The following is a 14,955-nucleotide window of genomic DNA, read 5'->3' as shown; positions in this document are numbered from 1 at the left end:
GAGCATACAAACTTCCTGATCGAAACGATGATGATCATAAAAAAGAGCACGGCTCTTCACCATGCTCTCTGTTCATCAGATCCACTTGTTAATCGTTTTTTCGTACTCCACGGCTTCCCCTTCGCCAAACCAGAGGGAAATTTCGCGCTGAGCGCTTTCCGGGGAGTCTGACCCGTGAATGATATTCATGCCGACACTCACGCCGAAATCACCGCGGATGGTACCCGGAAGCGCATCGGCCGGATTGGTTTTGCCCATCATTTGGCGTGCTCCGGCAATGACGTTATTTCCTTGCCAGATCATCGCAAATACGGGGCCGGAAGTGATAAAGTCCACTAATTCTCCAAAGAAGGGCTTTTCCTTGTGTTCGGCGTAGTGCTGTTCAGCCAGCTCTTGGGATACCATCATCAATTTGGCTGCCACCAGCTGAAAGCCTTTCTTTTCAAAGCGAGATACGATCTCACCAATCAATCCGCGCTGAACTCCATCCGGCTTAACCATTACAAAAGTTCTTTCCATCAAAGCGTTCCTGCCTTTCAACTGGATTGTTATGTAGAGTCGCGTAAATAGATGCCAATCTGTGACCATGAAAGATTTTATCAGGATCTAGAAAGGAACGCAACTCATAACCTTTTCAATAATGAAGGTGAAACCGTTGTAAGCCCGCTCCGAAATCTTTTGGCGTCTCCGTTCCGATGCAGTGGCAGAGTCGCTCGTCGCCAAAAAGTTTTCTCCACTGGCTCTGCTTATGGAGTTTGCACAGAATACAGTTCAAGACAGCTTGACACAACCGTGGATGAGCGACCGCTCCTTCGTGTCGATCAGTCTTGAAATCATCCATGAAAAGCCGACAATCTAAAAATCAAATACAAAATCGTGCAGGGAGGCCGTGATTGGTCGAAGTGCCTTTGAGGCCTTACCCAGCGGAGGCCCCGAACGGAGGGAAAAAGCGGATCACGTGTTTGAGCGACAGCGAGTTTGATCCGCGCCCGAAGTGAGGGGCCGGAGCGGTCAGTTTTGCATCTTCGAAGGCCTCAAGAGCACGGAGACCAACACGGCCGACCGCCCGGAAGCACAATCAAAGTACAACTCTTACTACAAAGCACGCTCTCACAGAAAGGGTCTCACAACAACGTTAAAAAAACTAATAAGAACGTCTCACGATAAATTCGGCAATCAACCGGAGCGATTCACGTGCGTGGGATGATGGCAAAAACTCCAGACTCAGGATCGCCTTCTGCAAATAACGCCTGGATAGCTCCATGGTGTATTCCACTCCGCCGGACATGCGAACAACAGCTAGAATCTCCTCAGCTGAACCGTTTTTGCCTTCTGATTCGAGATGGGACAAGATTTTCTCCCGATTGGAGGGGGAGACATGAGCAATCGCATAGATGACGGGCAGAGTCACATTTCCCTGCCGCAAATCGCTGCCCGCCGGTTTCCCCAGAACTTGTTCATCACCGGTTATATCAAGCACGTCATCGGTCAATTGAAAGGCCATTCCCACATAATATCCATAAGCATAAAGGCGGCGCACCATCTCCGGATCGGCCCCGCTGACCAAAGCTCCCAGCCGGCAACTGATCGCCATTAACAGTGCCGTTTTTTTCTTGATGCGGTGCAGGTATCTGCGCAAGGATTGACGGGGGTTATACAAATCCTCAATCTGTGTAATCTCCCCTTGGCACATCCGCATGATCGCGCTGGACAAAATGTGTTGTACCTCCGGGTTTTGGATCCGGGTTATGCCTTCCAGAGCCCGCGCAAAAATATAGTCTCCCGTGTACATCGCAACCCGGTTATCCCACTCTGCCTTGACGGTTTTCTTACCCCTGCGCAGGTCGGCATCGTCGATCACATCATCATGAACCAACGTGGCCATGTGAATCAGTTCCAGTGCAACAGCCACTTGCTGAAGCCGATCGGCATCGTAAGTTCCCATATGTCCCGCCAACAATACAAAAACGGGCCGCATGCGCTTTCCTCCCGCTTTTAACAGGTGGGTGGCGGAATCATGAAGTTCTGCATGGTTGGTCTTTACTGATTCCTGTAATTTCTCTTCGATCCGCTGAAGATCTTTTTTCAGATTTTGATAGATATCCTGCAAATTCATCTGCTTCACCCTGATTAACGCATCCCGAGCCCTGCCGGCAAGTCCAACATGCAAATCTCAACATCAGAAGATAATAAGCCGAGCTCCGCCGCGTATCGATAGTAGGTTTTTAGTCCCTCAAGTTGCTGCTCTCTCAGATCGTAACATAAACCGTCATAATATTTTGTCCAGAAATCTCTTTCCCCGCCCAATTGGCGCATCGCTTCCCGAATGACGGGCAGTGGCTCCCGTCTCCCTTGCTCTTTGGCTTTCATAAAGCGGAGGTATATTTCCGCCAGCTCCTCCATCCGCGTTTCCGCTATTTCACGCCGGACAGCCCATACGGCAAAGGTCATGCTCAATCCGGTATATTTATGCCACTCTTCACCTAAATCCAGGACACGATAGCCCGAATGATGCCACAATGCTTTGATAGCGTCATCGCCAATTAATAAAGCCGCATCCGCTTCCTTCATCATTTCATCCAAACACGGGGGCATCGTCACATAATCCGGGGAACCTCCCTCAAACTTTTCTAATAAAACCCTTAACAGATTGACCGATGAGGCCGAAGTATTGGTGAGAGCAATGCGTGCATGACGCAGCTCGGACAGCTCTTTCCCCCTGGTAAAAAGAAAGATGGAGCCCACGGGTCCCATCGCGCTGATTGAAAGATCCGGCATCAATACAAAATGCGGATAGTTTTCCGCATAAGCAAAAGAAGAGATGGGGCCCAAATCGATTTCCCCCGCAGCCATACCGCGGTTCAATTGAGACGGAACCATCGGGATCAATTCCACTTCGGTACCCCGGTCATCAAAGTAGTGGTAGATCGGCAAGATATTTGTAAAAGCGATTTTGCCGACTCGGATCGGTTTCATCTGCCACCCCTCCAACGTTGAAACAAATCATGATCTACTTCCAACAGATCCAAAACTTTCCCGGACACAAAGCGGACCAATTCTTCAATATTTTTGGGTTGGTGGTAAAAAGCGGGCATCGCTGGAACAATCGATACTCCGCAGCGGGATAATTTCAACATATTTTCCAAATGGATCGGACTGAGCGGCGTTTCGCGCGGAACGAGAATCAATGGCCTGCGCTCCTTCAACATCACGTCAGCCGTCCGCTCCAGCAGATTAGTGGAAAGGCCGTGGGCGATCTTGCCCAGCGTACCCATCGAACAAGGGATGACAACCATGGCATCACACAAAAAGGAACCGGAGGCAATCGATGCACCAATATCTTTGATCGGGTGGTAAATCAACTCTCCGGGCATGTCCTTATAGCGATCATAAAAAATGTTTTCCCGTTGCTGAATCTCCCACCCATGCTCTTCTTTCAATACCCGCCAGCCCGCTTCGGTGACGAGCAGATGGACTTCATGCCCTTGTCTCAGCACCTCATCGAGCAGACATAATCCGTACGGGGCCCCGCTGGCACCGGTCATCGCGACAACGAAACGTTTATGTCTCATAGTAACACATCCATCATTGCAAACACGAACACAATCACGCTCAGAACCCCGTTCATCGTAAAGAAGGCCGTATTTAACCTCGACAGATCATCGGCGGATACAATGGCGTGTTCGTATATGAGAATAGCCAGAGCGATCAATACTCCGATTCCAAACCACCAATCCAGATGAGTGATCAACAGGAGACCGATTAATCCCAGTGCCGTACCCACATGCATCAACGAGGAGATGAGCAACCCCTTTCTGATGCCAAAACGAGCCGGAATGGAATACAAACCTTCCTTCCGGTCAAATTGGACGTCTTGACAAGCATAAATGACGTCGAAACCGCCAATCCAAAGTGCCACGGTAACAAACAGGAGAAGAGCCATTCCATCGATCTGACCGGTGGTTCCAACCCACCCTCCCAGCGGGCCCAATCCGGTCGAGATTCCCAGCACCACGTGGCACAACCAAGTAAATCGTTTGGTATATGAATAAAAAACGAGAAAAAAGACAGCGATCGGCATCAATTGGACAGCCAGAGCATTCAGCTGGGAAGCAGCCACATACAGCACAAGAAACGAAACGATGACAAATCCCCAGACAAACGGAACAGACACAAGCCCTGCAGGAATCGCGCGATTTTGGGTACGGGGGTTTTTGGCATCGATCCGGCGGTCGATCAAGCGGTTTAAAGCCATCGCGGCGCTCCTTGCTCCCACCATGGCGAGTGTAATCCAACCGATTTGTTCCCATGTCGGAAGATGGCCGTTTACTTCCATGCTGCCGAGGACGGCGCCCAGATAGGCGAAAGGGAGAGCAAAAATCGTGTGTTCAAACTTGATCATTTCCAGGATGATCCGTATTTTTCTCAGCACGTTCATTCGAAACATCTTCCTTCTCTACACGAGCGGTTTTCGTCCAATGTGAACAGCGGTAATTCCCCAGGTTAAGGGATACACTTCCACATGACACAGCCCGACCTCTTCTTCCATGATTCTCGCCAATTCTTTGTAGTCGGGAAATGTGACCAGAGACTCGGGCAACCACCGATACTGTTCGTAGCGGCCCGCGAACCATTTGCCCAAGCGCGGGAGAATCCGCTCAAAATACAGGTAATAGATAAAGCGAAACGGTGGCCAGGTCGGTTTGGATAACTCCAGAGAGACCACTTGCCCGCCCGGTTTGACGACCCGTTTCATTTCGCGGAGAACTTGAACGGGATCAGGCACGTTGCGAAGGGCAAAACCGATGGTCGCATGATCAAATGTATCGTCGGGAAACGGGAGCTTCATCGCATCCCCTTCCACCAGTTCCACCTGGTGAAGAAGCCCCTTTTGCTTGAGCTTCTCCTCCCCGACGCTCAGCATATTCCGGCTGAAATCCAAACCTACGATTTTGCCGCTCCCGGAAGCCTCTGCCAAGGAAATGGCCCAATCACACGTGCCGCAACAAACGTCGATGGCTGTGTCTCCGGGCCGGACATTCATCTTCTTCATGGTGAATTTTCTCCAGGCTTTATGACGGCGAAAACTGAGCAAGGTATTCATCCGGTCATAGTCTTTGGCAATGCTTTCAAAGACACTGTGTACAAATTTTGCTTTGGTTTCTGACTGCTTATTCATTCGATGTCATCTCTCTTTCACCCGGGAAAATCCGTTAAGATAAGGTAATTGCCGGTTCAATATCTCCGTCAGTTCCTCTCTGACATCCGTTTGTTCGATTTCCGGGATCGCCTGGTTGAGCTCATTCCATGTATGTTCAACCCATTTGCCGAGTTCTCCGTCCGGATGCAAAATGCTTGAATACCTCTTGAGCAAGTCAAACAATATGAATCCCGGGATGATTTTTTGCCAGACGTTTTCCGGTTGATTCCCAACATGAAAAAAATCGGCCAGAGCCGTAAGCAATCCGCCGGAAATCACCTGCATCCGCTTTAATGCATGTACGTTCAGATTCCACCCGGCCTTCATCTGTTCTCTGTGATGAGTCATTTTAGTCTCGTTGATGGTTGAGGTTGCTTTAGCCAGACACTGAATGCCGTCTATTTCACGATGCTTGGACAGAATCACGTAAAACAGGCTGCTGTAATAATCCCCTATGAGCACATGCAATTGGCGCCTACGCTTTTCTTCAGCCGACTGCACCGGTTCCAGGGACACAAGATCGTGAGTATCCAGCCCCATCTGCAGCAAGGTTGCCGCTGTGCAGTAAACTCGGATTCGTTCATCAGAAACACCACAGGATCTCATCAACAAGTAGAGAATTCGCACAAAAAAAACAGGGACAGGAGGCTTTCCGAGAGTTTGTTCAACATAGGAATGTCGGGCAAGTTGGTCAATGTGATCAATAATTTCATTGAATTGTGTATGTATGGACGTCATGAAAGCGTCCCTCCCAAAAAATGACCAATCATGATAAAATGCACTTCAAATAGTATACCATACTTTTGAACACGATAGGCAGTTTTGCCGTCATGAACCTGCATGGACTAAGAAGAAGAAAATCGCGTGATTTCAAACATTTCTTCCAGATATTTTTTATCTGTCCAGTGATTGATATTTTTCATTTGCGGATCTCCGGCGATCTGTTTGCGACCCGCTTCGAGCAAAAAATCGTTGACGTTGGCCCCGTGAACATACAGGCGGACGATTTGGATGTTTTCCGTTTCCACAAGACAATTTTTAACGATCCTAAACAGCTCCCGGTACATGGCCTCTTGGCTCATTCCGGGAGTTTGTTCCAGTTCAAGGAAAAGGGAACCCTCATTTTTCCAATCAACCCGTTTGAGCTGCATCCGCAGGGACTGACTGAGCAGAAAATCGACAAGCTGATTTTCGCTTAATTTTTTTTCCGTCGCCGGCTCGAACACGGGTAATTCGGAATTCTCATCTCCATGTTGCTCGAGCATCGGAATGAGCGACAGCAAAGAAGCTAATAACACGGATAAAAAGACAGTCGCGAACAATCTTTTGGCCAGAACTCTCATCCACATCCCCCTTGTCTCCTTCTGTCACCATTTTATCGACCGAGGGCGGGAATCATGCCAGTCTTTATTCTTCGGTGTCAACCTGTCCAAAGGGAGTAATGATCACCGCTTTCCCCCGAATTTTGATCGCTGAGGTATGCTCGGTAAATTGCGCGATCATCACTTCGCCTTTATCCAGTTTTTCGGAGTGATGAAACCGGGTATCTTTTCCCCTGGTTAAACCAATCACATTGACACCGTTTTCTTTTGCTTTAATGACAATATAATCTCCATTGTTCCCTTGCAAAGAGGTTCCCTCCAATTCATTATTCATTGAACGAATTAAAATGAAAAAACGACTCCCAAATCTAGTTTAGCATGGATCAAAAGCATTGATTCAAAGAAAAAGACCCTTCCGAGTGGAAGAGTCTTTTTCTTTGGTCGGGCTAGCCAGATTTGAACTGACGACCTCTTGCGCCCCATGCAAGCGCGCTACCAAGCTGCGCCATAGCCCGTTGTCCTTTCTTGTCTGCGACTGATTATCGCAGTGACGATTTTAAGTATATAACGCGCTTTAAAGAGTGTCAAGAGGTTTTTTAAATTATTTTATGCCGATCAAACTTAAAGCTTCCGCACGGGTTGTGGGATCTTTGGCAAAAACCCCCCGCACGGCTGAGGTTACCGTTTTGGCGCCCGGCTTCCTGACACCGCGCATGGTCATGCACATATGTTCCGCTTCCACAACGACAATGACGCCATGCGGGTCCAATTTTTCCATGATGGCATCCGCTACTGTGGCCGTGATCCGCTCCTGCAACTGGGGTCTCCTGGCAACCGCTTCTACGGCCCGGGCCAGTTTGCTCAAACCGGTGACACGCCCCCCGCGGGGTATGTATCCCACATGTGCTTTCCCGAAAAAGGGAACCAAGTGATGTTCACAGGTCGAAAAAAACGGGATATCTTTGACCAGAACCAATTCTTCGTGATCTTCGCTAAATATGACCGAGAAGTGCTCCTTGGGGTCCTCGCGCAAACCCGAAAAAATTTCCTGATACATTCTGGCCACGCGCTTAGGTGTATCTATCAAACCTTCACGGTTTGGATCTTCTCCCACAGCCTCCAAGATCATTCGAACCGCTTCTTCGATTTTTTGATGATCTACTTCCATTCAAGTTTCCTCCATCCATATCCATTTCATCGTCGCTCATTTGGGCGAGATATCTGTGATCCATTATACCATAACCATGAAAAAACAATGACAAAGGAAAAAGGCCTCCCGAAAGAGGCCCTTTTACCAGGAAATATGTAGTCCCACCAAAGCGCCAATGGCTTATACTGTTCCTGCTTATTTGTTGACTTCTTCTTTCAACTGTTTGCCAGGCTTGAAAGCTGGGACTTTGCTAGCAGGAATTTCGATCTCTTCACCGGTTTGCGGATTGCGTCCTTTGCGTGCCGCACGCTCGCGCACTTCGAAGTTACCAAAGCCGATCAATTGTACTTTATCACCACTTTTGAGCGCTTCAGTAATGGCGTCGAGAACAGCTTCCACAGATTTTGTTGCATCTTTTTTGGTCATTTGAGTAGCTTCTGCTACTTTATTGATCAGTTCGGTTTTATTCATAACCGCACCTCCTGTACAAATCCGCGACTCTTTTAACTTCAATCAATCAGGTGAAGCAATGCGTGGGACAATCCTATACTAATACAGACATTAGGGAAGTTCAAGAGAATGTTTGGTTATTTTCCCGATTTCACATAAAAAAAAGCGCCAAAAGCGCCCTTTTCAAAATTTTGGTTATAAAATAATGGCAATCAATCCGCCCGACCCTTCATTTATGATTCTCTCTAATGTTTCCTGGAATTTATAGCGGGCATTTTCCGGCATCATCGAAAGTTTTGTCTGAATCCCTTCACGGACAATTTGATTGAGTGAACGGCCAAAAATATCCGATTCCCAGATGCGCAAAGGATCATTCTCAAAATCCCTCATCAGATAATTCACCAGTTCCTCGCTCTGTTTCTCCGAGCCGATGATGGGAGCAAATTCCGACTCCACATTCACTTTGATCATGTGAATCGATGGTGCGGTTGCCTTTAGCCGGACACCAAAACGGGTCCCCTGCTTGATTAGCTCCGGTTCATCCAGGGTCATTTCCTCCAGTGTGGGCGGGGCGATCCCGTAGCCGGTTGTCCGCACCATCTTAAGCGCATCTGCAACTTTGTCGTATTCCCGTTTGGCCACGCTAAATTCCTGCATCAATTCAAGCAAGTGATCTCTTCCTTTGATTTCAACGCCCACGACCTCAGTGAGAATCGTATCGTAAAGCTCATCAGGGGCGTAGAGATCGATTTCCGCAATTCCCTGGCCCATATCCATTCCGGATAATGCCGCTTTATCAATAAAATCGTAGTTGTAGAAATGTCCTACCACACGATCGACATCACGCAAGCGTTTGATATCTTTCACCGTTTCGCGCACGGAATTTTCAAATTCCCTGCGGAGCCAGTGATCTTCATCCAGAACCATCACCCAGCTGGGCAGATTGACATTCACTTCATGAACGGGGAACTCGTACAGGACTTCCCTCATCACTCCCAGGATATCGTCTTCGCTCATCGTGGCCACGCTGATCGCGATGACGGGGATATCGTATTTTTCGGCCAATTCCGCCCGGAGTGACTGCACCTGTTCACTGTAGGGACGAGTGGAATTCAGCAGAAGAATAAACGGTTTACCCACTTCCTTCAACTCATTGACGACCCGCTCTTCCACCTCTTCATAATCTTCACGGGGGATATCCGTGATGGAACCATCCGTGGTGATGACAATTCCCAGCGTCGAATGTTCCTGAATCACTTTCCGGGTTCCCACTTCCGCCGCTTCCTGGAACGGGATCGGCTCTTCAAACCAGGGAGTATTGATCATGCGCGGGCCGTTTTCATCTTCATAGCCTTTGGCACCTTCGATGACATAGCCAACACAATCCACCAGTCGGATATTGATCTCCAATCCTTCATCAACATGGATACTGACAGCCTGGTTGGGGACAAATTTGGGTTCTACGGTCGTAATCGTTCTACCTGCTCCGCTGTGTGGCAATTCGTCAGTGGCCCGGACCCGATCTGCCTCATTACTGATGTTGGGAATGACCACTTGTTCCATAAAGCGTTTAATAAATGTTGACTTACCGGTGCGCACCGCACCGACCACACCCAGGTAGATGTCTCCTCCCGTTCGTTCTGCAATATCTTTCAAGATATCTACTTTCTCCACGAAATTCCCTCCTTTAAGGTATCCCTTTTGCTGGATCTGTCGCCGGTGCGAAGGCTATCCCCTCCCTCCGGTCCCTCCTTTGGACACTACTAATATATGAGTGCATCTTCCCAATATGAATCTTTGCGAAAAAAAATAGAGCCACTTATTGGAGCAGCTCTATGAGGATCAGCGGGAAAAAATGCGCGCTTTCTCACGCAAGGAAACAGCCTTGACTTTAAAGCGGGCAATCTTTACCGAACCGGAAAGGCGGCCCAGAAGGAAGATGCCGGGGATAACCAACAGATGAAACCATAACTTTTCCATCTGCCTTCACCCTCTCGAGCGTGATCCATTCACCTCTGACCCATTTTTATGAGGTTGTTGGAGAGAATATTCTACCCGGAAGCGACCGAAACAAAGACAGGCTCTCCCTGTTCATATTTCATAGGCGGCGAAAATGCCGGAACATAAAAAGAGCCTTCCGCCAGCCAAATTCTAAGATCCTGGCCCGCTTCGGGTTTCTTTTTGGCTTGCTGGATCATTTTCATCGCTTCCATGCGGTAATCCACATACACCTTTCCTTTACCGTCTACAAGAAGCGGCAGATCCGTTTCGGCGGAATAAGGGCTTGGGATCGTCACCGCATCCATTCCCAATTGATGAAAGTCAATCGAATAGAAACCGGCGCCGACTTCTCCATTTCCCGGTACTTTCCCGTGTTCCTGTCTATATCGATCTACCGCCTGCTGTACTTTGCCGATTTCATCATTAACGCGCAAGTCAAAAAGACGGACGGTCGGTTTCTTTTCCACATTGATCAACACATACAGGAAGTTGCCTCCTTGTTCAAATGAACTGGGAGGCATATTGCCCAAGTAGCTTTGCAAGTCCTGAAAATTGACGAGATACTTTGTCGTCAGTTTATATTCATCCTCCGTATATTTGTACGGCAATACTTTATTTTCCTTATGGTAAGCTTCCACTGCCGACTGAACACGCATGATATGCTGGGGCAACTGATCCAATTGTTGCCGGCGCTCCTGCGGATAGAGGCATCCGGCCAACAGCCCCATCAACAGGAATAAACAGATTCCTTTTACAGAGTGTTTCATCGTATCTCTCCTTCCGATCAGCTTCTTTTTGGCTCCGGCTCTTATTCACCGCAGACATGGCTAAGCTCAAGAGAGCGCCTTTAAAACGAAAAGCAACGTGATCAGCAGCAGGATAAAAGAAACGGAGGTAAGGAGAAAACGAAGCCATTTCCTCTGCTGCTGCCTCCCGATCGCAATTAAAACATTGATTAAAACCAAAAGAAAAAGAATGATCATGAGTTCCACTTTTCGACACCATCCTTCTCTTTCATCTCCATCAGTATAGCAAATCCGCTTCCGCCTACCAATCAGAGGGGCATCTGTCCTAGTTCAGGATGATTCTCCATGCATAGTATATATGGACATCAGCCTGAATGGAGGAAGCCGTATGAAATCCAACTTGAAAAAACACGCTTCCAGAAAAAAACCGAAGAAGCCCCGCCCGGTAAAAGCACAATCCGAAGTTCCGAAACACCCGATTTTAAATCAGCTGTCTTCCCTGGATCTGGCAAAAATCATGAGTGGCTTCATGACCTTCCGGTCCACTGTTCAAGATCTGAGCCAAACCATTCAGAAGTTGGAGTCTATGATGAACTCCACTTATCAAATGGTTAAAATCGCTTCACAACTGATGCCGATGATCAGGAGCAGAGGTTTCCCTCTCTTTCCACTCCCCAGATCGAACAACCAGAGCGAGGAGATCGAAGACATACCTGTCATCCACCTGCCGTTTGAAGATCAGGTCCCCAAAGGTTCCATCGGTTCCCGCGGCTATCCGGGAGGACCCCCGGGATCTCCGTTGCCCAACATGGATTTCAGTCAAATCCTGTCCATTCTGCAGTCCCCGATCGTTCAAAAATTAATATCCAATCTGGTTCAGAGCGGCAAAGCGACAACATCGTCCTATTCCAAACGAAAACAGGGGTAGCCTGAAGGCATACCCCTGTTTTCGTGCCATTATCCTTGAGCCAACTGATTCCCTGTCCCTGTTTCTGTGCTCAAGTTTATGGATAATGGTTAAAGCTATTACAGAGTATGAAATGTTAAGAATACTTGCAACAGGGAAAAAGCCCAAATGGTTACCAGTCCTGAATGATCTCCTCCAGTTCACCGGTTCTGCCCCGCGACATCAGATCTTTGACTGCCTGCTCCGGATCTTTGCCCTCAAAAAGCACGGCATACAGTTGTTCCGTCAAAGGCATTTCAACCTGATAATGGCGAGACAGTGCATGAGCGACGCGGGTCGTTTTCACTCCTTCGACAACCATGCCCATTTCTTCCAGCACCTGTTCCAATTTTTTTCCCTGGCTGAGCATATGGCCGGCACGCCAATTGCGGCTGTGACGGCTGGTGCAGGTGACGACAAGATCCCCTACCCCGGCCAGACCGACAAACGTGATCGGCTTCGCTCCCATCGCCAACCCAAGCCGGGCGATTTCGGCCAGTCCTCTTGTGATGAGCGCCGCTTTGGAATTGTCTCCAAAACCCAGCCCGTCTGCGAGACCCGCCGCAAGGGCAATGATGTTTTTCAGCGCCCCTCCTACCTCAACCCCGATGACATCCGGGTTTGTATAAACGCGAAAATAGGAATTGATGAAAATGGCTTGTACCTCTTCGGCCGTTTTTTGCCGTTCGGAAGCCACCACGACGGTTGTGGGCAATTTTTTGATGACTTCCTCCGCATGACTGGGACCGGAAAGCACCGCAATATTTGGGTGAAGTTCCTGAGGCAGCTCCTCTTTTAATACTTCTGTCATCCGTTTCAGCGTACCCACTTCAAATCCTTTCGTGGCGTGTACGATCAGTGCATCTGCCCGAATCCAGCGGCTGGCGATTGCGGCAATTTCTCGCATGGCATGGGAAGGGACCACAAACAAAACCAGATCTTTTCCCCGAACCGCATCCGAAATGGACGTCGAGGCGGCAATTCTCGGGGGAATCGTCACTCCCGGCAGATATTTTTCATTCGTTCGGAACCGGTTGATTTCATCCGCCACCGCTTGACGACGAGCCCATAACGTCACTTCGCACCCATTCTCCGCCAAGACAGTGGCCAGAGCCGTTCCCCAACTTCCGGCACCTAACACAGCTACTCGTCTATTCATCCATCCTTCTCCCTCTAACCTTAAATCTTGCGTTCCTGCCCCTTAAACAGATTGATAATATTTTGCTTATGCCTGATCACAGCCATCAAAGTGATGAGCAAGGACAGCCAAATGAAAGTTGCCGGATAGTCCAAAAACAACATGGCAACGGGAACGACACAGGTATAAATCAACGAACCCAAGGAGACATACCGGGTGAGGATGATAAACAGAATGGCGAAAACCCCGGCGACCAAAGCAGCGGAAAAGGCTAAAAACGCGGTGACCCCCACGGTCGTGGCAATTCCTTTTCCACCGCGAAAACGCAGGAAAATCGGCCAGTTATGCCCCACAATCGCGGCGATCCCGCAAGCCATCATAACGGTCTGATTTCCTTCACTGAACAAATAGCCGATTCCGGCAGCCCCGATCCCCTTGAAGGCATCCAGAAAAAATACCAGGAGAGCCGGACCTTTGCCCAGGACGCGCATCGTATTGGTCGCACCCGCGTTCCCGCTCCCGTAATCGCGTATATCCACACCCTTTAAATAGCGGGTCAATAGATAGCTGAAACTGATCGACCCCAACAAATAAGACAATATGAGGGGGATGACCCAGGTTTGAAACATGTTTCTAACCTCTCCCTATCCCGTGTTATGAATTTTTTTTCCTCAGCAGCATTTTGAGTGGTGTTCCTTTGAACGAAAAAGAGTTGCGCAATTGATTTTCCAGATATCGCAAATAACTGAAATGAGCAAGCTCCGGATCATTGACGAACAGAACAATGGTCGGGGGCTTCACTGACACCTGGGTCGCATATTGCACCCGAAAACGGCGCCCCCGGCTCGAAGGCGGAGGTGTGGTAATCATCGCATCGTGCAATACTTGGTTGAGTACAGAGGTGGAAATCCGCATCGCATGTTGCTCGGCAACCTCAGAAACCATGGGCAGAATTTGATGGATCCGCTGTTTGGTTTTTGCTGAGACAAACAAGATCGGTGCATATTCCATGAATTGGAAATGATCGCGGATTTGTCGTTTAAAGCGATCCATGGTTTTCTCATCTTTTTCCACCGCGTCCCACTTGTTGACGACAAAAACGGCCGCTCGTCCCGCCTCGTGGGCGTAACCGGCAATCTTTTTATCTTGCTCGGCAATTCCGCGCTCGCCATCGATCACGATCAAACAGACATCCGACCGTTCAATCGCTCTTAAAGCTCTGAGTACACTGTACTTTTCAACCGTTTCATAAACTTTTCCGCGCTTGCGGATGCCCGCTGTATCGATGAGTACATACTCTTGTCCTTCATATTCAAACGGCGTATCAATGGCATCCCGGGTCGTCCCGGCCACCGGACTCACGATGACCCGTTCTTCACCCAAAATCGCGTTGACTAAAGAAGACTTCCCGACATTGGGACGTCCGATCAACGAAACGCGGATCGTATCTTCATCATACTCCGCTTCGTCTTTGTCGGGAAAATGCTCCACCAAAGCGTCCAGCATATCCCCGGTTCCCGTCCCGTGAATGGAAGACACAGGGATTACGTGTTCAAATCCCAACCGATAAAATTCATACATATCTTCTTTGTGTTTCACATCATCAATCTTGTTGACAGCCATGATCACGGGTTTATTCGAGCGGTGAAGCAACCGGGCCACCTCTTCGTCGGCAGGGGTGACCCCGTCCCGGCCGTCGGTGACAAAAAGGATGACGTCTGCCTCTTCAATGGCAAGCTCCGCCTGATTTCTGATATGTTCTAAAATCTCATCCTGCTCGTCAAACTCCAGACCCCCCGTATCGATCACGTGAAAGTCCCTTCCATTCCATTCACTGCGTGAGTAGATACGGTCCCGGGTAATCCCCGGTTTATCTTCCACAATCGCAATGCGCTCACCGGCCAAACGGTTAAAAATCGTGGATTTTCCTACATTCGGCCTTCCGACAATGGCAACAACGGGTAGACTCATACTGAATCCTCACTTTACAACCAAATCTCTA

At 48.8% G+C, this 14,955-nt stretch carries 18 protein-coding genes and 1 tRNA gene; 1 reads left to right on the top strand and 18 read right to left on the bottom strand.

Features of this window, described 5'->3' with window-relative positions; translation table 11 throughout:
* Nucleotides 1–75: 75 nt before the first annotated feature.
* The 15 genes from ndk to BMW55_RS10260 form a co-directional block, all read right to left on the bottom strand.
* Nucleotides 76–519, bottom strand: a complete 444-nt coding sequence (gene ndk / locus BMW55_RS10325) for a nucleoside-diphosphate kinase (protein ID WP_089968453.1) — start codon at nucleotides 517–519, stop codon at nucleotides 76–78.
* 625 nt (nucleotides 520–1,144) lie between these two features.
* Nucleotides 1,145–2,116: a polyprenyl synthetase family protein gene (locus tag BMW55_RS10320; RefSeq protein WP_089968449.1), complete on the bottom strand. Its 972-nt coding sequence runs from the start codon at nucleotides 2,114–2,116 to the stop codon at nucleotides 1,145–1,147.
* Nucleotides 2,117–2,130: 14 nt separating this feature from the next.
* Nucleotides 2,131–2,976 (bottom strand): menaquinone biosynthesis protein, encoded by an 846-nt coding sequence (locus BMW55_RS10315; protein WP_089968446.1) that lies wholly within the window; start codon nucleotides 2,974–2,976, stop codon nucleotides 2,131–2,133.
* On the bottom strand, nucleotides 2,973–3,572 hold the full coding sequence (locus BMW55_RS10310) for a UbiX family flavin prenyltransferase (RefSeq protein WP_089968442.1): 600 nt from the start codon (nucleotides 3,570–3,572) through the stop codon (nucleotides 2,973–2,975). The genes BMW55_RS10315 and BMW55_RS10310 overlap by 4 nt, the downstream gene beginning before the upstream one ends.
* Nucleotides 3,569–4,438, bottom strand: a complete 870-nt coding sequence (locus BMW55_RS10305) for a UbiA-like polyprenyltransferase (RefSeq protein WP_089968436.1) — start codon at nucleotides 4,436–4,438, stop codon at nucleotides 3,569–3,571. Before BMW55_RS10305 ends, BMW55_RS10310 begins: the two co-directional genes overlap by 4 nt.
* An 18-nt stretch (nucleotides 4,439–4,456) precedes the next feature.
* Nucleotides 4,457–5,179: a demethylmenaquinone methyltransferase gene (locus tag BMW55_RS10300; RefSeq protein ID WP_089968433.1), complete on the bottom strand. Its 723-nt coding sequence runs from the start codon at nucleotides 5,177–5,179 to the stop codon at nucleotides 4,457–4,459.
* 6 nt (nucleotides 5,180–5,185) lie between these two features.
* Nucleotides 5,186–5,938: a heptaprenyl diphosphate synthase component 1 gene (locus tag BMW55_RS10295; protein WP_089968429.1), complete on the bottom strand. Its 753-nt coding sequence runs from the start codon at nucleotides 5,936–5,938 to the stop codon at nucleotides 5,186–5,188.
* Between the two features lie 107 nt (nucleotides 5,939–6,045).
* Entirely contained in the window at nucleotides 6,046–6,549 is a 504-nt protein-coding gene (locus tag BMW55_RS10290; protein WP_089968424.1) for a hypothetical protein, read from the bottom strand.
* 58 nt (nucleotides 6,550–6,607) lie between these two features.
* A complete protein-coding gene (gene mtrB / locus BMW55_RS10285) occupies nucleotides 6,608–6,856 on the bottom strand; it encodes a trp RNA-binding attenuation protein MtrB (RefSeq protein WP_170839866.1) in 249 nt (82 codons plus the stop codon).
* Between the two features lie 104 nt (nucleotides 6,857–6,960).
* Nucleotides 6,961–7,037 (bottom strand) — tRNA-Pro (locus tag BMW55_RS10280).
* 86 nt (nucleotides 7,038–7,123) lie between these two features.
* Nucleotides 7,124–7,690, bottom strand: a complete 567-nt coding sequence (gene folE / locus BMW55_RS10275; RefSeq protein ID WP_089968417.1) for a GTP cyclohydrolase I FolE — start codon at nucleotides 7,688–7,690, stop codon at nucleotides 7,124–7,126.
* Between the two features lie 177 nt (nucleotides 7,691–7,867).
* Nucleotides 7,868–8,143: an HU family DNA-binding protein gene (locus BMW55_RS10270; protein WP_089968414.1), complete on the bottom strand. Its 276-nt coding sequence runs from the start codon at nucleotides 8,141–8,143 to the stop codon at nucleotides 7,868–7,870.
* 174 nt (nucleotides 8,144–8,317) lie between these two features.
* Entirely contained in the window at nucleotides 8,318–9,796 is a 1,479-nt protein-coding gene (gene spoIVA / locus BMW55_RS10265) for a stage IV sporulation protein A (RefSeq protein WP_089968411.1), read from the bottom strand.
* Nucleotides 9,797–9,964: 168 nt separating this feature from the next.
* Nucleotides 9,965–10,102: a hypothetical protein gene (locus tag BMW55_RS19390; protein WP_170839865.1), complete on the bottom strand. Its 138-nt coding sequence runs from the start codon at nucleotides 10,100–10,102 to the stop codon at nucleotides 9,965–9,967.
* A gap of 71 nt (nucleotides 10,103–10,173) precedes the next feature.
* The gene (locus BMW55_RS10260) at nucleotides 10,174–10,890 is read right to left on the bottom strand and encodes a DUF3939 domain-containing protein (RefSeq protein WP_089968408.1); all 717 of its coding nucleotides are present in this window, start codon (nucleotides 10,888–10,890) and stop codon (nucleotides 10,174–10,176) included.
* 367 nt (nucleotides 10,891–11,257) lie between these two features.
* On the opposite strand from BMW55_RS10260, the gene BMW55_RS10255 reads away from it, so the two are divergent.
* Nucleotides 11,258–11,797 (top strand): hypothetical protein, encoded by a 540-nt coding sequence (locus BMW55_RS10255; RefSeq protein WP_089968405.1) that lies wholly within the window; start codon nucleotides 11,258–11,260, stop codon nucleotides 11,795–11,797.
* Between the two features lie 151 nt (nucleotides 11,798–11,948).
* Here the strand turns inward: BMW55_RS10255 and BMW55_RS10250 are convergent, their stop codons facing one another.
* From BMW55_RS10250 to der, 3 genes are read right to left on the bottom strand one after another with little or no spacing between them, the layout of a single operon-like run.
* The gene (locus tag BMW55_RS10250) at nucleotides 11,949–12,974 is read right to left on the bottom strand and encodes an NAD(P)H-dependent glycerol-3-phosphate dehydrogenase (protein WP_089968402.1); all 1,026 of its coding nucleotides are present in this window, start codon (nucleotides 12,972–12,974) and stop codon (nucleotides 11,949–11,951) included.
* A gap of 20 nt (nucleotides 12,975–12,994) precedes the next feature.
* Complete coding sequence (gene plsY, locus BMW55_RS10245; protein WP_089968399.1) at nucleotides 12,995–13,582, bottom strand: glycerol-3-phosphate 1-O-acyltransferase PlsY; 588 nt, start codon at nucleotides 13,580–13,582, stop codon at nucleotides 12,995–12,997.
* A gap of 25 nt (nucleotides 13,583–13,607) precedes the next feature.
* Nucleotides 13,608–14,924, bottom strand: a complete 1,317-nt coding sequence (gene der / locus BMW55_RS10240) for a ribosome biogenesis GTPase Der (RefSeq protein WP_089968396.1) — start codon at nucleotides 14,922–14,924, stop codon at nucleotides 13,608–13,610.
* Nucleotides 14,925–14,955 lie beyond the last annotated feature (31 nt).

Origin of the sequence: Lihuaxuella thermophila, from assembly GCF_900110165.1 — a bacterium.
Taxonomy (GTDB): Bacteria; Bacillota; Bacilli; order Thermoactinomycetales; family Thermoactinomycetaceae; genus Lihuaxuella; species Lihuaxuella thermophila.
This window is presented reverse-complemented; position numbering and strand designations above follow the sequence as displayed.